The organism is Nocardioides sp. (genome assembly GCF_964228225.1).
Lineage (GTDB): Bacteria > Actinomycetota > Actinomycetes > Propionibacteriales > Nocardioidaceae > Nocardioides.
Window position 1 is genome coordinate 27,740 of sequence record NZ_CAXQZB010000052.1, and the last position, 21,540, is coordinate 49,279.

Genomic DNA, 21,540 nt, shown 5'->3' on the forward strand with positions numbered 1-21,540 from the left:
GAGAGTCAGGACGGCCCGGGCGCTCAGTCCGGTGCGGACGCGACGACGAGCGCGGTCGCGATCGCCGCGGCTCCCTCGCCCCGGCCGGTGAGCCCCAGGCCGTCGGTGGTGGTGGCTGAGACCGCCACCGGAGCCCCGATCGCGGCCGAGAGCACCTCCTGGGCCTCGGCGCGCCGCGGTCCGAGCTTGGGCCGGTTGGCGATCACCTGCACCGCGGCGCTCCCGATCACGAACCCGGCCTCCCGCACCCGCCGGGCGGTCTCGGTGAGCAGCGTGACGCCGCTGGCGCCCGCCCACTGCGGCTCGGCGGTGCCGAAGTGCGAGCCGAGGTCGCCCAGGCCGGCGGCGGAGAAGAGCGCGTCGCACAGCGCGTGGGCGGCGACGTCGGCGTCGGAGTGTCCCTCCAGGCCCATCGGCTCCTCCGGCCACGCCAGTCCGGCCAGGTGCAGCGGCACCCCGGGGACGAAGCGGTGCACGTCGGTCCCGATGCCGGTGCGGGGCAAGGAGGCGGCCACGGCCGTCATCATGCCGTAATGGCACCGCCCTGGCGGGGATGGCGGGGTGGGAGAGAATGGCGGCATGACCGATCAGGTGAGCCTGGAGAAGAGCTCCGCCGCGACGCCCGCCGCGGGTGGCCGTGCGACCTGGGCCCTGGCAGGCATCGTCGTGGGCCTGGCCGGCCTCGCCACGAGCTACCTCACCGTGCGGCTCTTCGACCTCGAGCCGCAGCCCGTCGTCGCGGTGCTCGACCGCGTGCGCGACCTCGCCCCCGGCGACGTCGCCAACTGGGCGCGCGAGAACCTCGGCAAGGCCAGCAAGCCGATCACGACCGTCGCCACCCTGGCGATCCTGTTCGCCGTCTTCGGGGCGATCGGCCGGCTCGGCCGCCGCCACAGCGGGTTCGCCGTGCTCGGCTTCGCCGCCCTCGCCGTGATCGGCGGCGCCTCCGTGCTCGGTGAGAACGGCACCAAGACCACCGACCTGCTGCCGGTCGTCGTCGGCTTCGTCACCTGGGGCCTGGCCTTCGGGGCGGTCGCCACGCGGCTGGAGCGCTTCGACGAGATCGCCGCCACCGACCCGCTGGACCCGGCCTACGACACCTCCCGGCGCGGGTTCCTGATGGCCGTCGGCGTGGTGGCCGGCCTCGCGGGGCTGTCGGGGGTGATCGGCCGGTTCGCCGTGGGCGGGCGGGTGCCGCGGCTGAACCAGGAGCGGCGGCTGCTGCGCCTGAGCGCCACCACCCCGGTGGTGCCCGAGGGCGCCCGCTTCGACGTCGTCGGCGCGCAGCCGTGGATGACGCGGGTCGACGACTTCTACCTCATCGACACCTCCTTCTCGCGGCCGGTGATCCTCGCCGAGGAGTGGAGCCTGCGCATCCACGGCATGGTCGAGAAGGAGCTGACCATCACCTACGCCGACCTGCTCGAGCGTGAGCTCACCGAGCAGTGGGTGACGCTGAACTGCGTGTCCAACGAGGTGGGCGGCGACCTGATCGGCAACGCCTGGTGGAGCGGGGTGCTGCTTGCGCCGCTGCTCGCCGAGGCCGGGGTCAGCCCCGAGGCCGACGCGGTGCTGCAGACCTCCTCCGACGGGTGGAACTGCGGCACGCCGCTGGCCGCCCTCACCGATCCCGAGCGCGGTGCGATGCTCGCGGTCGCGATGAACGGCGAGCCGTTGACCCGCGAGCACGGCTACCCCGTGCGCACCCTCGTGCCCGGCCTGTACGGCTACGTCTCGGCCACCAAGTGGGTCGTCGACTTCGAGGTCACCCGGTTCTCCGACTTCTCCGCCTACTGGACCGACCGCGGCTGGAGCGAGCTCGGTCCGGTGAAGATGGCCTCGCGCATCGAGGTGCCGGCCAACGGCGCCGACCTGCCGGCCGGAACGGTCGTGGTCGCGGGGCACGCCTGGCACCAGCACACCGGCATCCGGGGCGTCGAGATCGCCGTCGACGGCGGTGCCTGGCAGCCCGCCGAGCTCGCCGAGTCGCCGACCATCGACTCCTGGGTGCAGTGGAAGGTGCTGCTCGAGCTGCCCGCCGGTGAGCACGCCGTGAAGGTGCGCGCCATCGACCTCGCCGGCGAGGTGCAGACGGGCGCGGTCGCCGGCGTCCTGCCCGACGGCTCCACCGGCTGGCACCAGATCGGCTTCCGGGTCGGGTGAGCGTCGCGTCGGGGGAGCCCGCCGACTTCGCCGACCTGCCCGGCCGGGCGCTCGTCGTGGGCGGGCGCGGCGGCATCGGGTCCGCGTGCGCCGCGCTGCTGGCCGCGCGCGGTGCCCGGGTCGCGATCACCGGCCGCACCCTGGCCGACGGTGACGGGGGCTCCGGGGCCGAGGGCTCCTACCGGCTGGACCCGGCGTCCCCCGACGCCGCCGCGGTGCTCGACCGCATCGCCGCCGAGGGCGGGGGGCTGCACACCGTCGTCCACGCCGCCGGTCCGCACGTCCCGATGACCCACCTGTCCCGGGTCGACCCCGCCGCCATGGCCGCCCAGCTGGCCGCCGACGCCGCGGCGTTCTTCGCCGTCGCCCATGCCGCGCTGCCCCACCTGCGCGCCTGCGGCGGTGCGCTGATCGCCGTCACCACCGCCGCCACCACCCGCTTCCCGGTGCGCGACGGCCTCTCCAGCGCCCCGAAGGCCGCCGTCGAGGCGATGGTGCGCGGGCTCGCCGCCGAGGAGGGCCGGTTCGGGGTGCGCGTCAACGCCGTCGGGCCCGGCATGCTCACCGACGGCATGGCCGCGCGCCTGATCGCCTCCGGCGAGCTCGACGATGACGCCCTCGCCGTCACCCGCCGCAACATCCCCCTGCGGCGCTTCGGCCGCGCCCACGACGTCGCCGAGGCCGTGGCCTTCCTCGCCTCCCCCCGCGCCGGCTTCATCACCGGCCAGAAGCTCGACGTCGACGGCGGCTACGGCGTCTGAGGGGTGCTGGTGCAAGCGACGGTTTGCTCGGTCAGCCGAGCAAACCGTCGGTTGTCGGGCTCTCCAGGGGCCTGAAGCGACAGTTTGCTCGGCCAACCGAGGAAACCGTCGGACCCGGCCGCAGGCCTACCAGGCGCCGCGGGCGCCGGTGGGGAGGGGCTGGTCGGCGCGGTGGAGGACGTAGACCAGGCCGCCGGAGGTGGGCAGCCAGACGTTCTCGAACTGGGCGCGGTCGTAGGTGCGGCGCACGCCGGCGCGGGTGCGCGAGGCGGGGTCGTTGACGACGACGTCGCCGGTCGCGGTGAACCCGGCGATCACGAGCAGGTGGCCGCGGGTGGAGGTGAGCGGGGAGCCGTCGAGCCCACCGGGGCCGAAGGCGATCGAGGCGACCAACGGGATGCCGGCGGCCAGGAAGCGTTCGGCGTCGCGCAGCGAGCGCAGCCGGGTCACGAACCCGCGGCCGGCGAGGTTGGCGCCGTAGGCGGTGGAGAAGGCCCAGTTGCCGCAGCCGTCGTAGTCGTGGTCGTAGGTCATCCGGGCGGCGTGGTCCACCCAGGGGTCGACGTGGCCGGGCCTCACCCACGCGTAGGCCGCGCGGGAGGGCAGCCGCCCGAGGTGGCCCAGCACCATCGAGACCGACGTCGGGGAGCACCAGGCCTCCCCGCCGCCGTCCCACTGCGGGTAGTCGCCCTCGTGCACCATCTGGCTGTACCGCGGCACGTCGAGCACGACCCCGCCCGCGGCCGCGGCGACGCCGGGCGCGGAGGTGGGCGGGGTGCCGGCGGGCAGGGCGCTCGCCACGGCGTGCAGCGAGGTGACCGTCGGGGCGTCGGTGCCGCCGGCGCGGCGGGCGAGGGTGATCCGCAGCTGGTAGGCGCTCACGGGCGACGACGCCGACCAGGTGTCGACGTCGACGCGGCCCAAGTCGTCGTCCTGGCCGGCGTAGCTGCGGCGCCGGTGCACGGCGTCACCGGCGGCCCAGCGCGCCATGAGGTCCCACGAGGAGGTGCGGCCGGTCGCGTCGCGGCCGCGCACGCGGACCTCGAGGAACGAGCCGCCGGGGGTGCGGGCGTTCCACGACGGGATGAGCTGGGTGAGCCCGAAGCCGGGGGAGACCCAGGGCGACTCCCAGGAGCCGAGCTCGTAGCGCACGCCGCCCACCGTGCGGGCGGCGGCGGGCGCGGTGAGGGCGAGCCGGCCGCGTACGACGCCGGTGCCGGCGGCCGTGCCGCGGGCCCAGTCGGCGGGGTCGTCGAAGCGCGCCAGCGCGATGCGACGGGCGGGGGCGGCGGCCCCGCCCGGGGCGGCGCCGGCGAGCAGGCCGGCGCCGGCGCCGAGGCTCGCGCCGCCGAGCAGCAGCGCACGTCGGGTCGGCCGACCGTGGGGGAAGGTCACCGCCTCACGGTACGTCACCTGCGTCCCACGCGCCCCAGAAGTCGCAGCAGCGCGGGGTCCGTCCCGCGGCGACCCGCGCGGCGTCACACCGTCGTCGGTTGGGGCGAACCCCGCGCGCGTCACTACCCTGCAGGGGTGAGCCTGCGCCTGTACGACACCGCGACCCGGGAGACCCGGGACTTCGTGCCCCTGGTCGAGGGCCGGGTGGGCGTGTACGTGTGCGGCCTCACCGTGCAGAGCGAGCCCCACGTGGGCCACGTCCGCTCGGCGGTGAACTTCGACGTCCTGCGCCGCTGGCTCACCGCGCGCGGCTACGCCGTGACGTTCATCCGCAACGTCACCGACATCGACGACAAGATCCTCGCCAAGGCCGCCGACCAGGGCCGGCCGTGGTTCGAGCTGGCCTCGGCGATGCAGCGCGAGCTGCACCGCGCGCTGGCCGGGATCAACGTCCTGCCGCCCACCTACGAGCCCGCCGCCACCGCCCACGTGCCCGAGATCCTCGAGCTCATCGAGACCCTCATCGGGCGCGGGCACGCCTACCCGGCGGCCGACGGCTCGGGCGACGTCTACTTCGACGTGAACTCCTTCGCCGACTACGGCGCGCTCACCCGGCAGCGGGTGGCCGACATGGAGCCGGCCGAGGACGCCGACCCGCGCGGCAAGCGCGACCCGCGCGACTTCGCGCTGTGGAAGGGTCACAAGCCCGACCGCGAGCCCGCCACCGCCTCCTGGCCCAGCCCGTACGGCCGCGGACGTCCCGGCTGGCACATCGAGTGCTCGGCGATGGCCGGCAAGTACCTCGGCACCGCCTTCGACATCCACGGCGGCGGCTACGACCTGCGCTTCCCCCACCACGAGAACGAGCAGGCGCAGTCGCGCGCGGCCGGCCAGGACTTCGCCTCCTACTGGCTGCACAACGCCTGGATCACCACCGCCGGGGAGAAGATGAGCAAGTCCCTCGGCAACTCGCTGCTGGTGCCCGAGGTGCTGCAGCGCGTGCGCGGCGTCGAGCTGCGCTTCTACCTCGTGGCGGCCCACTACCGCAGCCACGTCGAGTTCTCCTTCGAGGCCCTCGACGAGGCGGCGGCCGGGTTCCGCCGCATCGAGGGCTTCCTCGACCGCGCGGGCCGCCCCGCGGCCGACGGCGCCTACGTCGACGGCCTCGCCGAGGCCCTCGACGACGACCTCGGCACGCCCGCCGCCGTCGCCGCCCTCTACGACGCCGTGCGCGAGGGCAACCGGCTCCTCGCCGCCGGCGACCCGACCTCGCTCGCCGCGGCCACGGATCTGGCCGCCCGTGTGGCGGCCTCGCTCGACGTGCTGGGGCTGACCCCCGGCGACTTCCCCGACGCCGGCGCGGTCGACGACCGCGCGAGGGCGGCGGTCGAGGCGCTCGCCGGCGCCCTGCTGCAGGAGCGGGCCCAGGCCCGCGCCGACCGCGACTTCGCCCGCGCCGACGCCGTCCGCGATCGCCTCAAGGCGGCCGGCATCGAGGTCGAGGACACCCCCGACGGACCGAAGTGGAGCCTCGTCTGATGCCCGGTAACTCCCAGCGCCGAGGTTCGGTGCGCAAGACCAACAAGAAGCCCGCCGCCGGGTCGGGCGGGCGCGTGCGCCGCGGCCTCGAGGGCAAGGGCCCCACGCCCAAGGCGCACGAGCGGCCCAACCACAAGGCGTACAAGGCCGCCCAGAAGGCCGACGCGGCCGCGCGCCGCGCCCCGCGACGGCGTCCCAAGGGCACCGAGGCCGAGTGGGTGGCCGGGCGCAACAGCGTCGTGGAGGCCCTGCGCGCCCACATCCCGATCACCGGGCTCTACGTCGCCGAGGGCGCCGAGCGCGACGGCCGGCTCCGCGAGGCGTTCCGCCTGGCCAGCGAGCGCGGCGTGAGCCTGATGGAGGTCACCCGCGGCGAGTTGGACCGGCTCACCTCCGGGGCGGTGCACCAGGGCCTCGCGGCCCGCATCCCCCCCTACGAGTACGCCCACCCCGACGACCTCGTCGACGCCGCCCACGAGCAGCGCGAGAAGCCGCTCATCGTGGTGCTCGACTCCATCACCGACCCCCGCAACCTGGGGGCGGTGGTGCGCAGCGCCGCGGGCTTCGGCGCCCACGGCGTCGTGATCCCCGAGCGGCGCGCGGCCGGCATCACGGCCTCGGCCTGGAAGACCAGCGCGGGTGCGGCCGCCCGCCTGCCCGTCGCCCAGACCGTCAATCTGACCCGGGCCATCCGGGCCTACCAGGACGCCGGCTGCATGGTCGTGGGTCTGGCCGCCGAGGGCGACCTCACCCTCCCGCAGCTGGTGGAGGACCGCGACCTCGTGACGGGTCCGCTGGTGGTCGTGGTGGGCTCGGAGGGCGACGGTCTCTCGCGCCTGGTGGGGGAGGCCTGCGACCACCTGGTCTCGATCCCCATGGCCAACCACCTGGAGTCGCTCAACGCCGGAGTGGCGGCGTCGGTGTTCCTCTACGCCGTCTCGCAGGCCCGCACCTGATCCTGGGGGCGCCGTCGTCCGTCGTCACCAGCGGAATGCACCGTTTTCGAGACGACACCGGTGCATTCCGCTGGTGACAACGGCCAACGGTGACCCCGGAACGTCGGGTGGTCCAGACCACCTGGAACCCCAAGACGGCTCTTGTCGTCACTAAGACATCTCTTGTCGTGATGTCCACCCCCGGAGGGGTCGAAACGGCGGTCAACGGCGTTGACTTCGCCCGCTTGCCGGTGACCGGCGTCACCTTTAGAGTCGTGACTCGTTAAGAACTAGTACGTGTTCTAGTTTTGCGCCGTCGTCCTCCGGAGGCACCGTGGCATCCCAGATCCGACCCCGTCGCACCGCCAGCGTGATCGCTGTGGCCACCCTGGCCCTGGCGCTCGCCGCCTGCGGCTCCCGGCTCGACCCGGAGGCCGTGCGGGCCGCGAACGGAAGCACGCAGGTCACCGCGGTCGACTCCTCGGGCAACCCGGTGACCACCGGTCCGGTCACCGACGGTGGCACCGACCCGGCCGCGCCGGTCGACCCCGGCACGCCGGCGGACCCGGGCGCGCCGACGGATCCGGGTGCTCCGGCGGACCCGGGTGAGACGACCGGCACCGACACCGGTGGCGACGACGGCGGGCCCACCGCGCCGCCGGTCGACCCCGACGAGGCCGGCTCGTGCGACGGGTTCAAGAACGGCCCCGGCATCACCGACGACACCATCACCATCGGCAACTCCTCCGACATCTCCGGCCCGGTGCCGGGTCTGTTCGAGACCGCCCAGGACGGCATCAAGGCGTTCGTGGCCTACTTCAACGCCTCGGTGCCCGACGGCATCTGCGGCCGCAAGCTGAGCCTGAAGACCTACGACTCCGCCACCGACGCCAGCGCCGACCAGCGCAACTACGCCGCGGCCTGCAACGAGGTCTTCGCGATGATCGGCTCGCAGTCGGCCTTCGACCTCGGCGGCGCCAAGACCGCGCAGGACTGCGGACTGCCCGACATCCGGGCCGGTGCGGTGACCTTCGAGCGCAACGCCTGCACGACCTGCTTCTCCACGGTGGCCAACAACACCAACACCTTCGAGAACGCGGTGCCCGACTTCATCAAGCGCAAGTACGGCTCCGACGCCGCCGCCAACGTCGCTTACCTCTACACCAACGCCGGTGCGGCCGCGCAGAACGCGCTGGCCCAGAAGGCGGCCATGGAGAAGCGCGGACTGAAGTTCACCTACGTCCAGGGCATCGACGTCAGCGAGTTCAACTACGCCCCCTACGTGCAGGCGATGAAGGACCGGGGCGTGCAGACGGTCTTCTTCACCACCAGCTACCAGTACTCGGTGAAGATGCGTCAGGCGATGCAGCAGCAGAACTTCACCCCGAAGCTCTACATCCGCGACCCCACGGACTACAACCCCGACTTCGTGGCCACCGGCGGCAGCGCCGTGGAGGGCACGGTCGTCTACATGAACTTCGTGCCCTTCGAGGAGGCGAACAAGAACGCCGAGACCGGGCTCTACACCTCCTGGCTGCAGCAGGCCAAGCCCGGCGCCGACCCGCTGTTCTTCGGCGTCTTCGCCTGGTCGGCCGGCCGCCTGTTCGTCGACCTCGCCAACAAGCTCGGCGGCAAGTTGAGCCGCGAGACGCTGATCGCCGAGCTGCGCAAGGTCAAGGACTGGACCGCCAACGACCTGCACTCCCCCCAGCCGGTGGGCAGCAAGCAGACCGGCGAGTGCTGGCGCTTCGTGCAGCTGCAGGGCGGCAAGTGGGTGCCGATCGACGGCACGAAGTACTCCTGCACCGGCGTCAGCTCGGTGAGGTAGGCAGCCGTGGACAAGTTCATCGCCTACACGCTGCCGGGCCTGTTCACCGGCGCGGCCTACGCGATCGCGGCCAGCGGGCTGGTGCTGACCTACACCACCACCCGGGTGTTCAACATCGCCCACGGGGCCATGGGCATGGTGATGTCCTTCCTGTTCTGGGACTTCTCCGTGCGGCAGGGCCTGCCGGTGTGGCTGTCCCTGATCCTGGTGCTGTTCGTCGTGGCGCCCCTGATCGGCGTCTTCGTCCAGCGGGTCGTGTGCCGCAACCTCGGCGACGCGCCGGTGTCGGTCTCGCTGGTCGTCACGGTGGCGATGTTCGTGGGACTGATCGGCACCGCCACCGCCATCTGGCCCTCCGAACCCCGCTCGGTGCAGCCGTTCTTCACCGGGGTCTCGCTCACCGTGGGCGACACGATCGTGACCGGCCACCAGATCACGACGGTGCTCGCCTCGGTCGCCGTCGCCGGCGGCCTGTACGTCCTGCTCAACCGCACCCGCATCGGCACGGCCATGCGCGCCAGCGTCGACAACCCCGAGCTGCTCCAGCTCTTCGGCGGCAAGCCCGAGACCGTCGCCGCCCTCGCCTGGGCCGTGGGCACCTCGCTGGCCGCGCTCGCCGGCATCCTGCTGGTCTCCGTGGTCGGCCTGGACTACTACCAGCTGACGCTGCTGGTCATCAACGCCTTCGCCGCCGCTCTCGTGGGACGGCTCAAGAGCCTGCCGCTCACGTTCGCGGGTGCGATGGCGCTCGGACTCGCCGACGCCTACGCACTGGGGTACATCCCGCCCGAGAGCGCCTTCTCCGACCTGCGGCCCATCGTGCCGCCGCTGTTCCTCTTCGCTGCGCTCGTGCTGCTGCCGCAGGCACCGCTGCGCATCGGTCAGGTCAAGGGCATCGTCGCCGCCCCGGTGCCGACGCCCTCGCGGATCGCGGTGTCCGGGATCGTCCTCGTCGTCGCCGTCTTCGTGCTCACCGGCACGCTCAGCGAGCCGAACCTGCTGCTCGCCGGCACCGCCGCCACCTTCGCGATCGTGATGCTCTCGCTGGTGCTGCTCACCGGTTACGGCGGGCACGTGTCGCTGTCCCAGCTCAGCTTCGCCGGCATCGGCGCGCTGGCCTACGCCAAGCTCGACGACCCCTCGTTGCTGGGGCTGGCGGTCTCGGCGCTGATCGCGGCCGCCGTCGGCGCGCTCGTGGCACTGCCGGTGCTGCGCCTGACCGGCCTCTACCTGGCGCTCTCGACGCTCGCGTTCGGCGTCATCATGGACAAGGTCGTGTTCCAGGACGAGCGGGCCTTCGGCTTCGGTGGCGCGCTGGAGGCCCGGCGGCTCTCGATCGCGGGCGTCGACATCGCCTCCACCCGCAGCTACGTGATGCTGATGGTGGTCTTCTTCGTGCTCGTCGGGGCCGCGGTGCTGATGATGCGGCGCGGCGCGATCGGCCGGCTGCTCATCGCCATGCGCGACAGCCCCGCCGCCTGCGGCACCCTGGGACTGGACCTGCGGTGGTTCCGCGTCGGGCTGTTCGCCGCCTCGGCCGGTGTCGCCGGCCTCGCCGGTGCGCTGTTCGCCGGGCTCCGCCAGACGATCGGCGCTTCCGACTTCAGTTACTTCCAGGGCCTGCTGCTCCTGCTGCTCGCCGTCGTGGCCGGCATGACCTCGGTGACCGGCGCTGCGCTGGGCGGCCTCGGGCTGATGCTGCTGCCGGTGCTGCAGGCCAAGGAGGCCTTCGGGGTGCCGCTGGGCGGCATCATGTTCATCATCGTCGGTGTGGGTGCGGTGCTCGCGGCCCGCGACCCCAACGGTCTGGCCAACCAGGCCTTCAAGCTGGGGCGGTTCCTCGAGCGGCGCGTCCTGGGTCAGGTGCGGGCCAACCTGCCCGACCTCGGGCCCGGCCGGGCCGCGGCCTGGGACGAGGGTGCCGACGGGGCCGACGGGCTGGCCGACGAGCAGGCCGACGACCTGGTCGACACCATGATCGGCGGCCTCGGCGGGGTGCCCGCCGACGCCCCCACCGACCTGCGGAAGGCGGCCGGCGCCCATGTCACTCCTTGAGGTCGAGGACGTCGTCGTGCAGTTCGGCGGCGTGACGGCGGTCAACCACGCCACGTTCACCGCCGAGGCGGGCACCATCACGGGCCTCATCGGACCCAACGGCGCCGGCAAGACGACGTGCTTCAACGTCATCTCGGGGCTCCAGCGGCCGACCCAGGGCCGGGTCCTGTTCGACGGCCGCAACGTCACGCGGGCGCCGGTGAACAAGCGCGCCAAGCGCGGCATGGGGCGCACCTTCCAGCGGCTCGAGGCGTTCGGCTCGCTCACGGTGCGCGACAACGTGCGGGTCGCGCTCGACATCCACCGCGGCGTGAAGGGCGTGTTCCGACCGGGCGCGGCCGACATCGACGCCCTGCTCGACCGGGTCGGCATCCTCTCCTACGCCGCGGAGCGGGCCGACTCGATCCCGACCGGCACCGCGCGGCTCCTCGAGCTGGCCCGCTGCCTGGCCGGTGCCCCGAAGCTGCTGCTCCTCGACGAGCCCTCCTCGGGCCTGGACGAGACCGAGACCGACGCGTTCGGCGACCTGCTCAAGGACCTCGCCGCCGAGGGCCGCGGCATCCTCATGGTCGAGCACGACATGGACCTCGTGATGAGCGTGTGCGACACCATCCGGGTGCTCGACTTCGGCGAGGTCATCGCCGTCGGCGACCCCGCCGAGATCCGCCGCGACCCGCGGGTGCAGCAGGCCTACCTCGGCTACTCCGCCGAGCCGGCCCCCACCGTCGAGTCCGCCGGGGACGCCGGTGAGGCCGGGTACGTCGGTCGTCGGGTGGCCGATCCGGGCGTTTCCGGGGCGCACGGCGTCTCCGGCGAGGACACTGCGGTGATGCCGGTCGTCTCCGGCGGCGTGGGAGAAGGGAAGCCCTCATGAGCGTGCCGATCCTGGAGGTCTGCGACCTCCACGCGGCCTACGGTCGGATCGAGGTGCTGCGCGGGGTGGACCTGACGGTGCCCAAGGGCGCGGTGATGGCCCTGCTCGGCCCCAACGGGGCCGGGAAGTCCACGCTGGTCAAGGTCATCAGCGGCCAGAAGAAGGCGACCTCGGGGGAGATCCACCTCGGGGGCGTGCACGTGCGCGGCGCCAGCACCGAGGAGCTCGCCCGGGTCGGCCTCACCACCGTGCCCGAAGGCCGCTCGGTCTTCCCGAACCTCACGGTGGAGGAGAACCTGACGCTCATGTCCTACGCCGGCGTGCCCGCGCAGGCCGTGCTCGAGACCGCCTACGCCTACTTCCCCCGCCTGGCTGAGCGACGTCGTCAGCTGGCCGGCACGATGTCGGGCGGGGAGCAGCAGATGCTCGCCATGTCGCGGGCCCTGGCCTCCGACCCCGCCCTGCTGATCCTCGACGAGCTGTCGATGGGCCTGGCGCCCCTGATCGTGGAGGAGCTCTACGACACCGTGCAGCAGATCGCGGAGTCGGGTGTCTCGATCCTGTGCATCGAGCAGTTCGCACGCACCGCGCTGCGGGTCTCCGACTACGCCGCCGTCATGTCGGGAGGCCGGGTCGTCGCCACCGGTGAGCCCGCCGAAGTCCTGGCGACCATGGACGACGTCATCCTCGGAGGAGCCGCATGAGCGCGCCGCACGCCCCCCAGCCCACCCCGCGGCCGCCGCGGGTGATGCCGCGCGCGGGGCGCCCCGCCGCCTGCGAGCACGCCCCCCGCGCCCCGCGCACCCGCCGCCAGCACCTGGGCCGGCTGGGCCTGGCCGCGGTGGCCACGACCGTCATCGCCGCGATGCTCCCGTGGGGCACCGCCGCGGCCGCGGACGACGACGCACCCCCGTCGGGCTTCGTCGGCTACACCGCCCAGGCCAAGGGCACGCCGGTGAAGATCGAGGTCTACGAGCCCACGATCCCGCTGCCGGCGACGCCGCAGCTGGAGCTCTCGCTGGGCTACGCCTTCTCCTACAGCGAGAACGACACCTCCAAGTCCACCGCCTCCGCGCTGTGGCCGGGCGACCCGGTCGGCCAGGGGTTCAAGACGATCATCGAGGGCCTGGGCTTCCCGCCCGAGATCGCCGGGCCGCTGGCCGAGAACGGCTACCCCGTGCAGGTCAACGCCAACTTCCCGGCCGGGCCGGAGGAGGACGTCGACGAGCAGTTCCCCTCCATGGTCCAGCGCGCCTCCGCTGCCGACGACGACGCCCGTGCGAAGTCCGGGTACTCCCTGGACGGCGACATCGCCGACAACCCCGCCGGCGCCGGTGACGGCGACGGTTCGGATGAGGGCGGCTCCGGCGGCCTCCCCGGGCTGCCGGGGCTCCCGGGCCTGCCGACCTCGGGCCAGGGGGGTCAGGGCGGCCTGCTCGGTGTCGTCGGCGACGTCATCGACGGCCTCGGTTCCGGTCTGCTCGGCGGCGGCACGGGCGACGTGCGCGCGGCCGCCCCGCTGGTGCCGGCCCCGCTCTCGGCGCTCATCGACGTGTCCGGCTTCAGCACCGTCAGCGACTCCACCTCCGACGGCGACACCGCCACCGCCCGCTCGCGCACCAGCCTCGGCGACGTCTCGCTGCTCGGCGGTCTGGTGACCCTCGACGGCGTGCGCACGGTCGCCACGGTCACGAGCACCGGCGACAAGGCCGAGGCCACCGGCACCGCGGTGTACGGCCAACTCACTGTCGCGGGCCAGAAGTTCAACTTCGGGCCGAACGGCTACGAGGCGGCCGGCCAGTCCGGGGCCATCCCCGGCCTGCCCGACGACGCCGGTGCGGCGCTGAAGCAGCTCGGCATCACGATCAGCGTGCCGAAGGGCGAGTTCGCCGACGACGCCGCCGAGGCCTCCGCCACGGTGCCCGGGCTGATCATCGACCTCGACCTCACGGTGCTCAAGAGCCAGCTGCAGCCGCTCACCGACGTGCTCAACCAGGTCGTCAACGCCCTCCCGGCCGAGACCGGCCAGCTCAAGAGCCTGCTCGGGGCGCTGGTGAACCTCTCCCCGCGCCTGGTGCTGACCCTGGGCTCCTCGACCACCCAGGTCACGACCTCCAAGGCCGTCCCCGTGCCGCCGATCCCGACGCCGGAGCCCACCGACGAGCCGACCGAGGAGACCACCGAGGACAACGGCGGCACCGACACCGGCGCGGTCCCGCCGTCCACCACCCCGCCGCCCTCCGACCTGCCGCCCACCGACGCCCCCGGTGCGGTGCCGCCCACGACCGACCAGATCGCCCCGGTCGCGGCCGGTCTGCCCGAGCTGTACTCGCTGCCCGGGATGATGCTGCTCGGCGGCATCGCGGGCGCGGTGCTGCTCGGTGTCTACCTGCGTCGTCTCGGCGCGGCCGCGCTGGGTGCCGGCGCCGCCTGCTCCCACGGCCTCGCCTCGGGCCTTCCCGACCTGCGAAAGGTGAACTGACATGACCACTGCCACCCCCGAGCGCGCCTCCGGCGCACGGATGGGCTCCGGCGCCCCGCTGCCCCGCGCCGGTGCGCCGGCCGGTCCCGGCAACGGCGTCGCACCCGTGCGCGGCGTCAACACCACCCTGCTCCAGGTCATCCTGTTCTGGGCCGGGGCGATCCTGATGCCGCTGGGCATCGTGGTGATCCTGCTGGGCTACTACGGCGTCGCGAACTCGGTCTACGACTACGAGCGCGAGGCCTACCAGCTCTCCGGCGGGTTCCTGGGCCTCGGGCTGACCTTCCTCGGCGGGTTCCTGTACTTCGGCGCGTGGCTGGCCAAGATCGCGGCCGACAACAACGCCGCCTCCCAGCGGCTGGCCGACACCCTGCTGGTGCTGGCCGACGTCACCTCCCGTGCCGCCGGCCCGGCCGACGCCGTCGACACCGGGGCGCTGCCGGTCACCGCCGGCGAGGGCAGCACCGTGCACCGTCGCGACTGCGCCCTGATCGCGCACCGCGAGGACCTGCAGCCGCTGGGCGCGCGGTCCGGGGGCGACCTGGTGCCGTGCCGGGTCTGCCGCCCGACGTACTGACACCCCCCGTGCGCGCCGCGCGCACCGGACGCACCGACCACGACCTCCCGGGCTCAGCCCGGGGGGTCGTCGTCGTCCGGGAGGCCGCCGAGGGCGGTGATCGCCTCGTCGGGGCGCGCGGGCAGGAAGCGGGCGACGTAGTCGCGGGCGGTCTCGAACAGGTCGACCTCGTGCCCGGCGCGCTCGGAGAGGTACCAGCGGTGCACCAGCACCTCGTGGAACACCTCGGCGGGCTCCAGTTTGCCGCGCGCCTCGGGCGGCACCAGCGCCTGCAAGGGCTCCCACACCTGGTCCAACCAGCGGCTGGCCACCACGTGGCGGTCCTCGCGGCCCAGGTCCAGGGCCGTGGTGAAGGCGGCGATGTCGTTGAGCAGCCGCCGCGCCTGGGCGTCCTGCACGTCCAGGCCGGTGAGCCCGCGCAGCTCCCGGCGGTGGTGTCCGGCCTCGACCACCCGCGGACGGATCTCGAGGTGGTCGCCGTCGAGGTCGGTCACCAGGTCCAGCTCCTCGACGTCGAAGCCGAGGTCGTTGAGGCGCTCGATGCGCTGCTCGATGCGCCACAGCTCGTCGGTGTCGACCGTCTGGGCCCCGGTGAGCTCGGTCCACAGGGCGTCGTAGCGCTCGCCGAGCATCGTGACGACGACGTCGGGGTCGGGGGCCTCCTGGTGCGGCACCGAGGCGGCGACGTCGAGCAGCTCGGCGTAGATGTTCTCCGCCGCCACGCTCAGCTCGTGGGCGCGCAGGGCGTCGGACACCGAGTCGCGCAGCTCGCCGGTCTCGGCGTCGACGAGGTAGGCCGCGAAGCCGCCGGCGTCGCGGCGGAACAGCACGTTGGACAGCGACACGTCGCCCCAGTAGAAGCCGGCCAGGTGCAGCCGCACGAGCAGCACCACGATCGCGTCCACCAGCGCCGGCACGGAGTCGGCCGCCATCCCCTGGGCGACCAGGTGGCGGTAGGGCAGCGAGAACGCCAGGTGGCGGGTCACGAGCACCGCCGGCAGCGGGGCGCCGGCGTCGTCGACGCGGCCGCTCACGACCCCCACCGGCACGACGGTGGGCAGGTCGAGGCGCTGCAGGTCGCGCAGCAGGTGGTACTCGCGGAAGGCGATCGGCTCCTGGGTCTCCTTCACGGCGTAGGTGGCGCCGTCCAGGCGCACGATGCGCACGACATGGCGCGAGAGCCCCCGCGGGAGCGGCACGACGTGGTCCTGCCAGTCGGCCAGCGGGACGGCCCAGGGCAGGGTCAGCAGGGCCGGGGAGGGGCGTCCGGCCAGCACGCGCAGGCCGGGACGCGGCACCGGGCGGGGCGGCGGGGACGACGTCGTCACGACGGGTCAGTCTGTCGCCCACCGGTCGCGGCGTCGAGACCGCGCAGAACTAGAACACGTTCTCGTTTCAGGTGGTAGGTTCCGCGCCATGAGTGAAGCTCCCCGCGTCGTCGTCCTCACCGGTGCCGCCTCCGGCATCGGCTACGCCACCGCCGAGATGTTCCGCGACCTCGGGGACGTGGTCTTCGGTCTCGACATCGCCGACACCGTGCCCGCGGGCGTCACCTACGTGCACTGCGACGTCGCCGACCGCGCCAGCGTGGACGCCGCCATCGCCACCTGCGCGGCCGCGCACGACCGCATCGACGTGCTCGCCAACATCGCCGGGGTGGTCCAGTTCGGGCACTTCGAGCAGATCACCGACGCCGAGTGGGACCGCGTGCACGCCATCGACCTCAAGGGTCCCTTCATGCTCATCCAGGCGGCCCTGCCCTACCTGAAGGCCAGTCGCGGCAACGTCGTGAACGTGTCGTCGGTGGCCGGCAACAAGCCGCAGCCGTACGCCACCGCCTACGCCGCGGCCAAGGGCGGGCTCACCCAGCTGACCAAGGCGCTGGCGCTCGAGCTGAGCCCCACCGGGGTGCGGGTCAACGCCATCTGCCCCGGCACCGTCGACACCCCGATCGTGTCCCACGTGGCCACGATCTTCCCCGACGACCTCGACCCCCGCGTGGCCGACCGGCTGATGATGATGCTGCCCGGCGCGGCCATCGCCCCCGCCGAGATCGGCTCCGCCGTGGTCTACCTCGCCTCCCCGCAGGCCCGGATGATCACCGGGGCGGTGCTCGCCTTCGACGGCGGCATGAGCTGAGCGGGCGGCTCCACTAGGCTGGGCCCGGTTCGCCGGTGTAGCTCAGTTGGTAGAGCGCCTCTCTTGTAAAGAGGATGTCGCGGGTTCGACTCCTGTCACCGGCTCTGTTGATAACGTTATCGGCAGATTGGCGTCAGCGTTAATGTTAACGCCATGCGATCGGCGGTCGACAACCCCTTCATGCCGGGAGCCGACACGGTGCCTCGGGTGTGGGCCGGTCGTCTCTCCCAGGTGAGGGACTGGCAGGACGTCGTCCGCCCGCGTCGGCTCGCGGGGCTCCCCGAGCGCGGCCGCACGATCCTGGGTGAGGCGGGCCTGGGCAAGTCGACACTCGTGCGTCGTATCGCGGCGCACGCTCGGGCGCAGGGGGACTGGGTGACCCCGCAGCTGCGCCTGCCGATCGGCGGTGATCCGCTGCGGCGACTGGCGGGAGCGCTCGTGGGCCTCGCCGACCAGGCGGGACTCGCGACGGCGCGGGAGCACCGGATCGGCGACGTGGTGGCGCGAGTGCGGGCGATCTCCGCGGCCGGTGTCTCGGTGACCATGGACCCGCGTGAGGCACCCGAGCCCTACGCGGTGCTCACCGAGCTGCTCGTGGCCATCGGGGAACGGGCGCTCGAGGCGGACGTGTGCGTGCTGATCCATCTCGACGAGGTCCAGAACATCACCGACGCTGCCGAGCTGTCCCAGGTGCTGATCTGCCTGGGTGACGCGCTCGCCCACGAGGTCGAGGTGGTGGCCCCGGGCGGGGTGAGGTTGCAGCGGGTGCTCCCGATCGCGGTGTACCTGACGGGCCTCCCCGAGTTCGCCGAGATGACCGCGGCGTCGAAAGGAGCCACGTTCGCGCGTCGATTCGCGACCTCGACCCTCGCGCCGATCGAGGCGGCCGACCTGCGCCTCGCCCTGCATCAGTTCGTCACCCCGGGCTGGGAGATCCCTGATGCGGCAGGGAGTACCGTCCGCGTCCGCATGGAGCCGGAGGCTGCGGAGGCGGTGGTGCGGCTGTGCTGTGGGGAGCCCTTCCTGTTCCAGCTGGCGGGGGAGCGGGCCTGGTACGCCGGATCGGGCGATGTCATCACCCGGGCCGAGGTGGAGGACGGATGGCGGGCGGTGCGCGCCGAGGCCCTGGCCCATGTCGAGCGGATCCTCGATCGCCTGCCTCCCCGTGAACGCCAGGTCCTCGAGACCATGGCGGGGCTGCCGCCCGAGGGTCGGACCGCGGTCGGGATCGCGACTGCCATGGGGCTGAGGAGCGCATCGCAGATCGGGCCCTTCGCCCAGCGCCTCGACACGGTGCGGGGCATCATCGAGCGTGGGAGCCCCTACCGGTTCCGGCACCGTGCGATCGAGGCCTACCTCACCAGCGGCTGGCCCGCGCCCTGAACGCCGGCCGGTGGGGCAGGGGACGGCGTCAGGGCAGGACGGTCGTGCTCACCGAGTCCACCGGCACGGCCACGACCTGCTGAGGCTGGGACGCCGTCGTGCTGTAGGACAGCGGCGTGCTGCACCGCAGATCGAGCTCCCCCTCCGGCTCGAGGGTCACCAGCGCCGAGCCGCTCACCCCGATCGGACCGCCCTGGGGGTCCGTGCCGATCTGCTCGGCGAGGTAGCGGGTGCCGGAGGGGGTGTCGGCGACGAGGAAGCACCGGCCGCGCGTCGTGCCCAGCGTCGTGACCGGGAAGTAGTGGGAGTACGACACCAGGTAGCTGCCAGGTGCGATCGGGACCGTGGTCGTCGTGGCGGTGACGTCGGTGAGGCTGCGCGTGAACACCCGGGCCGTGGTCCGCAGCGCGGCGGCGTCCAGGCCGTCGAGCAGGTCGGCGTTGAGCCTGCGCACCTTGGTCGAGGAGTTCACCTTCAGTGGCGGCCTGGCCGCCGCCCCCTTCAGCGAGAGCGGCGTACCCGGAGCCGTGAGCGTCGTCGTGGCGGGGGCCTTGTTGGCGCGCCCGAGCAGCAACGGCTTCCCGGTGGCGGCGTAGGACACCGCGTCCACGCCGGCCACGAGCGCGACCGCGGCGCCGACGACGGCGAGCGCGCCCCGCAGGCGCGAGGGGCGGGACGGGCGGTGGTGGTGGCGGCAGCAGGGCGACTCGGGCGACTGGCTCGACTGGGGCGACTGGGGCGACTGGGGCATGGTGCGCCTCCGGGGGAGTCGACCCACCGGATGCGGGCCGGGTGCGCCGCAGGCTATCCCGGATCGACGCCCGCGATCAGAGCCGTCGGGCGCTGAACCGGGGCGTGCTGGAGGCGAGGTCGTCCTGGGCGGCGACCAGCTGGATCTCGCGGGTTCCGGCGGCCAGAGTGCGCTCCAGCACCGCGAAGACCGCCGAGCCGGTGAGCTCCAGGGCGGTGCGCACGCTGCCGCTGGTGCGCAGGTGGGCCAGGAACAGCGCGGCCGTCACGTCGCCGCAGCCGTTGGGGGTGATCGGCAGCAGCGGGGTCGTGATCGCCCAGGCCTCGTCGGGGCCGACCGCGACGACGTCGAGGGTGTCGGGCGCGGAGGCGTCGTGGCGCACCGAGGTGACCAGCACGTGCTGCGGCCCCCGCGCCTGCAGCGCGGCGGCGGCGTCGAGCACCTCGGGCAGGGTCGTGGTGGTGCGGTCGGTGAGGAAGTCGAGCTCGAAGTGGTTGGGGGTCACGATGTCGGCGCGCGGCACGACCTCCTCGCGCAGGTACTCCGGGATGCCGGGGCGCACGAACACCCCGCGGCCGACGTCGCCGATCACCGGGTCGCAGCAGTAGACGGCCGCGGGGTTGGCCGCCTTCACCTGCGCGACGGCGTCGAGGATGACCGCGCCCACCGCCGGGTCGCCCTGGTAGCCCGAGAGCACGGCGTCGGCCTCGCCCAGCACGCCGCGCTCGGCGATGCCGGTGATGACCTCGGCGACATCGGAGGCCGCGAGCAGCGGGCCGCGCCAGGCGCCGTAGCCGGTGTGGTTGGAGAAGTGCACGGTGAGGACCGGCCAGACCTCGTGGCCCAGGCGCTGCAGCGGGAAGACGGCGGCGGAGTTGCCGACGTGGCCGTAGGCGACCGAGGACTGGATCGACAGGATCTTCACGAAACCCATTCTCTCCTGAGCGAAGGGTTCACGGGAAAAGTAGAACGCGTTACAGTTCCGGGGGACTGTGGGCGAGGCCACAGCCGAGGAACGAAGGTGGTCATGGCGAAGAAGGCGCACTCCAACGAGGCCGACTACGTAGTGGTGGGCTCCGGCAGCTCCGGCGGTGTGATCGCCGGCCGGCTCGCACAGAGCGGGGCGAGCGTGATCGTGCTCGAGGCCGGCAAGAGCGACGAGCAGTTCCTGGTGAAGAAGCCCGGCATGATCGGGCCGATGCACGCGGTGCCGCAGATCAAGCGCACCGTCGACTGGGGCTACTACTCGGTGCCGCAGAAGCACATCCTCGACCGCAAGATGCCCGTGCCGCGCGGCAAGGTGATGGGCGGCTCCAGCTCCATCAACGGCATGGTCTACGTGCGCGGCAACCGCGCCAACTTCGACTCCTGGGCCGCCGAGGGCAACACCGGCTGGGACGCCGACAGCGTCAACGCCTCCTACAAGCGCCTCGAGGACTACGAGGGCGGCGAGGACGCCTACCGCGGCGTCGGCGGCCCGATCCGCGTCACGATCAACAAGACGCCGCAGGAGGGCTCGCTGCAGTTCCTCGACGCCGTCGCCGACGTCACCGGATGCCCGAAGCTCGAGGACTACAACGGCGCCTCCCAGGAGGGCGTGGGCCGGATGCAGCAGAACGCCGCCGAGGGCCTGCGCTACTCCTCCACCCGCGGCTACGTGCACCACCTGGCCCCCGCCACCCTCGAGGTGCAGACCGAGGTGCTCGCCACCCGCGTCGTCATCGAGCACGGCCGTGCGGTGGGGGTGGAGGTGCGCGACAAGAAGGGCGGCACCCGCGTCGTGCGGGCCGGCAAGGAGGTCATCCTCTCCGCCGGTTTCGTGGGCTCGGCCCAGCTGCTCATGCTCTCCGGCATCGGGCACGCCCAGCACCTCAAGGACCACGGCATCGAGGTGGTGGCCGACCTCCCGGTGGGCGACAACCTGCACGACCACCTCTTCCACGCCCTGACCTTCCACACCACGGCCTCGAAGCTGAAGGGCACCGCGCCCTTCTTCGGCCGCGGGATCGCGAAGGAGATCGTGCGGCCCGGCTCGACGTTCCTGGCCAACTCGGTGTTCGAGGTGCTCGCCTTCCTGCAGACCTCGCAGGCCCAGCACGGCGTGCCCGACCTCCAGCTGCACCTGCTGCCGTGGGCCTACCCCGCCGGCAACCAGGACGAGCCGGTGATGCACGAGGTGGACAAGGTGCCCTCGCTCACCGTGCTCACCACCCTGATCTACCCCAAGAGCCGCGGCACGCTGCGCCTGGCCTCGGCCGACCCGACCGCCGCCCCGCTCATCGACCCCCAGTACCTGGCCGACTCGGCCGACCTCGACCTGCTGGTGGAGGGCACCGGGCTGGTGCGCGACATCTTCGCCAGCTCCGCCTTCAACGGCTCGGTCAAGAAGGAGGCGCACCCCGGTCCGGCCGTCACCGGCGAGGAGCTGCGCCACACGATCCAGAACCGGGCGACGTCGGTGTACCACGGCGTCGGCACGTGCCGGATGGGCGTGGACGAGCTCGCGGTCGTGACCCCGGAGCTGAAGGTGCGCGGCGTCGAGGGCCTGCGCGTCTGCGACGCCTCGATCATGCCGTCGATCACCGGCGGCAACACCAACGCCCCGTCGTACATGATCGGCGAGCGCGGTGCCGCGCTCGTGCTCGGAAAGGCCTGAGC

General features: G+C 73.1%; 18 protein-coding genes and 1 tRNA gene. 14 read left to right on the forward strand and 5 right to left on the reverse strand.

Annotated elements, in window-relative coordinates; genetic code table 11:
• Positions 1-23: 23 nt before the first annotated feature.
• A complete protein-coding gene (ispF, locus tag ACERUJ_RS13245) occupies positions 24-524 on the reverse strand; it encodes a 2-C-methyl-D-erythritol 2,4-cyclodiphosphate synthase (protein WP_370249176.1) in 501 nt (166 codons plus the stop codon).
• 55 nt (positions 525-579) lie between these two features.
• Here ispF and ACERUJ_RS13250 point away from each other — a divergent pair, with 55 nt between their 5' ends.
• Positions 580-2,163: a molybdopterin-dependent oxidoreductase gene (locus ACERUJ_RS13250; protein WP_370249071.1), complete on the forward strand. Its 1,584-nt coding sequence runs from the start codon at positions 580-582 to the stop codon at positions 2,161-2,163.
• Positions 2,160-2,924 carry an SDR family NAD(P)-dependent oxidoreductase gene (locus ACERUJ_RS13255; protein ID WP_370249072.1) on the forward strand — a complete coding sequence of 255 codons (765 nt, stop codon included), beginning with the start codon at positions 2,160-2,162 and terminating at the stop codon, positions 2,922-2,924. Before ACERUJ_RS13250 ends, ACERUJ_RS13255 begins: the two co-directional genes overlap by 4 nt.
• Before the next feature lie 126 nt (positions 2,925-3,050).
• On the opposite strand, the gene ACERUJ_RS13260 is transcribed toward ACERUJ_RS13255, so the two are convergent.
• Entirely contained in the window at positions 3,051-4,319 is a 1,269-nt protein-coding gene (locus tag ACERUJ_RS13260) for a C39 family peptidase (RefSeq protein WP_370249073.1), read from the reverse strand.
• 135 nt (positions 4,320-4,454) lie between these two features.
• Between ACERUJ_RS13260 and cysS the strand changes: the two genes are divergently transcribed.
• The 8 genes from cysS to ACERUJ_RS13300 all read left to right on the forward strand — a co-directional run bounded on the left by cysS (position 4,455) and on the right by ACERUJ_RS13300 (position 14,609).
• Complete coding sequence (gene cysS / locus ACERUJ_RS13265) at positions 4,455-5,858, forward strand: cysteine--tRNA ligase (RefSeq protein WP_370249074.1); 1,404 nt, start codon at positions 4,455-4,457, stop codon at positions 5,856-5,858.
• The gene (gene rlmB / locus ACERUJ_RS13270; protein WP_370249076.1) at positions 5,858-6,814 is read left to right on the forward strand and encodes a 23S rRNA (guanosine(2251)-2'-O)-methyltransferase RlmB; all 957 of its coding nucleotides are present in this window, start codon (positions 5,858-5,860) and stop codon (positions 6,812-6,814) included. The genes cysS and rlmB overlap by 1 nt, the downstream gene beginning before the upstream one ends.
• A gap of 358 nt (positions 6,815-7,172) precedes the next feature.
• Positions 7,173-8,621 carry an ABC transporter substrate-binding protein gene (locus tag ACERUJ_RS13275; protein WP_370249077.1) on the forward strand — a complete coding sequence of 483 codons (1,449 nt, stop codon included), beginning with the start codon at positions 7,173-7,175 and terminating at the stop codon, positions 8,619-8,621.
• Positions 8,622-8,627: 6 nt separating this feature from the next.
• Entirely contained in the window at positions 8,628-10,676 is a 2,049-nt protein-coding gene (locus tag ACERUJ_RS13280) for an ABC transporter permease (RefSeq protein WP_370249078.1), read from the forward strand.
• A complete protein-coding gene (locus tag ACERUJ_RS13285) occupies positions 10,663-11,550 on the forward strand; it encodes an ABC transporter ATP-binding protein (protein WP_370249079.1) in 888 nt (295 codons plus the stop codon). The genes ACERUJ_RS13280 and ACERUJ_RS13285 overlap by 14 nt, the downstream gene beginning before the upstream one ends.
• Positions 11,547-12,254, forward strand: a complete 708-nt coding sequence (locus tag ACERUJ_RS13290) for an ABC transporter ATP-binding protein (protein ID WP_370249080.1) — start codon at positions 11,547-11,549, stop codon at positions 12,252-12,254. Before ACERUJ_RS13285 ends, ACERUJ_RS13290 begins: the two co-directional genes overlap by 4 nt.
• Positions 12,251-14,032, forward strand: coding sequence for a choice-of-anchor P family protein (locus ACERUJ_RS13295; RefSeq protein WP_370249082.1), 1,782 nt, complete (start codon positions 12,251-12,253; stop codon positions 14,030-14,032). Before ACERUJ_RS13290 ends, ACERUJ_RS13295 begins: the two co-directional genes overlap by 4 nt.
• Position 14,033: 1 nt before the next feature.
• The gene (locus tag ACERUJ_RS13300; protein ID WP_370249083.1) at positions 14,034-14,609 is read left to right on the forward strand and encodes a hypothetical protein; all 576 of its coding nucleotides are present in this window, start codon (positions 14,034-14,036) and stop codon (positions 14,607-14,609) included.
• A gap of 53 nt (positions 14,610-14,662) precedes the next feature.
• Here the strand turns inward: ACERUJ_RS13300 and ACERUJ_RS13305 are convergent, their stop codons facing one another.
• Complete coding sequence (locus ACERUJ_RS13305) at positions 14,663-15,937, reverse strand: DUF4032 domain-containing protein (RefSeq protein ID WP_370249084.1); 1,275 nt, start codon at positions 15,935-15,937, stop codon at positions 14,663-14,665.
• 88 nt (positions 15,938-16,025) lie between these two features.
• Here ACERUJ_RS13305 and ACERUJ_RS13310 point away from each other — a divergent pair, with 88 nt between their 5' ends.
• The 3 genes from ACERUJ_RS13310 (at position 16,026) to ACERUJ_RS13320 (ending at position 18,131) form a co-directional block, all read left to right on the forward strand.
• A complete protein-coding gene (locus ACERUJ_RS13310) occupies positions 16,026-16,748 on the forward strand; it encodes an SDR family NAD(P)-dependent oxidoreductase (RefSeq protein WP_370249085.1) in 723 nt (240 codons plus the stop codon).
• A 31-nt stretch (positions 16,749-16,779) separates the two neighbouring features.
• Positions 16,780-16,852 (forward strand) — tRNA-Thr (locus tag ACERUJ_RS13315).
• A 49-nt stretch (positions 16,853-16,901) separates the two neighbouring features.
• Positions 16,902-18,131: an ATP-binding protein gene (locus ACERUJ_RS13320; RefSeq protein ID WP_370249086.1), complete on the forward strand. Its 1,230-nt coding sequence runs from the start codon at positions 16,902-16,904 to the stop codon at positions 18,129-18,131.
• Between the two features lie 28 nt (positions 18,132-18,159).
• On the opposite strand, the gene ACERUJ_RS13325 is transcribed toward ACERUJ_RS13320, so the two are convergent.
• Together ACERUJ_RS13325 and pdxY are read right to left on the reverse strand one after the other, a co-directional pair.
• Positions 18,160-18,882, reverse strand: a complete 723-nt coding sequence (locus tag ACERUJ_RS13325; RefSeq protein WP_370249087.1) for a hypothetical protein — start codon at positions 18,880-18,882, stop codon at positions 18,160-18,162.
• Positions 18,883-18,958: 76 nt separating this feature from the next.
• Entirely contained in the window at positions 18,959-19,816 is an 858-nt protein-coding gene (gene pdxY / locus ACERUJ_RS13330) for a pyridoxal kinase PdxY (protein ID WP_370249088.1), read from the reverse strand.
• 93 nt (positions 19,817-19,909) lie between these two features.
• Here pdxY and ACERUJ_RS13335 point away from each other — a divergent pair, with 93 nt between their 5' ends.
• Complete coding sequence (locus ACERUJ_RS13335; RefSeq protein ID WP_370249090.1) at positions 19,910-21,538, forward strand: GMC family oxidoreductase; 1,629 nt, start codon at positions 19,910-19,912, stop codon at positions 21,536-21,538.
• The last annotated feature ends 2 nt before the right edge of the window (positions 21,539-21,540 follow it).

Excerpts from the sequence above, each read along its gene's own strand:
- ACERUJ_RS13290 (WP_370249080.1), top strand. The coding sequence starts at position 11,547 with ATGAGCGTGCCGATCCTGGAGGTCTGCGACCTCCACGCGGCCTACGGT.
- rlmB (WP_370249076.1), top strand. The coding sequence starts at position 5,858 with ATGCCCGGTAACTCCCAGCGCCGAGGTTCGGTGCGCAAGACCAACAAG.
- ACERUJ_RS13295 (WP_370249082.1), top strand. The coding sequence starts at position 12,251 with ATGAGCGCGCCGCACGCCCCCCAGCCCACCCCGCGGCCGCCGCGGGTG.
- ACERUJ_RS13300 (WP_370249083.1), top strand. The coding sequence starts at position 14,034 with ATGACCACTGCCACCCCCGAGCGCGCCTCCGGCGCACGGATGGGCTCC.
- ACERUJ_RS13320 (WP_370249086.1), top strand. The coding sequence starts at position 16,902 with ATGCGATCGGCGGTCGACAACCCCTTCATGCCGGGAGCCGACACGGTG.
- ACERUJ_RS13335 (WP_370249090.1), top strand. The coding sequence starts at position 19,910 with ATGGCGAAGAAGGCGCACTCCAACGAGGCCGACTACGTAGTGGTGGGC.
- ACERUJ_RS13250 (WP_370249071.1), top strand. The coding sequence starts at position 580 with ATGACCGATCAGGTGAGCCTGGAGAAGAGCTCCGCCGCGACGCCCGCC.
- ispF (WP_370249176.1), bottom strand. The coding sequence starts at position 524 with ATGACGGCCGTGGCCGCCTCCTTGCCCCGCACCGGCATCGGGACCGAC.
- ACERUJ_RS13325 (WP_370249087.1), bottom strand. The coding sequence starts at position 18,882 with ATGCCCCAGTCGCCCCAGTCGCCCCAGTCGAGCCAGTCGCCCGAGTCG.
- pdxY (WP_370249088.1), bottom strand. The coding sequence starts at position 19,816 with ATGGGTTTCGTGAAGATCCTGTCGATCCAGTCCTCGGTCGCCTACGGC.
- ACERUJ_RS13285 (WP_370249079.1), top strand. The coding sequence starts at position 10,663 with ATGTCACTCCTTGAGGTCGAGGACGTCGTCGTGCAGTTCGGCGGCGTG.
- ACERUJ_RS13310 (WP_370249085.1), top strand. The coding sequence starts at position 16,026 with ATGAGTGAAGCTCCCCGCGTCGTCGTCCTCACCGGTGCCGCCTCCGGC.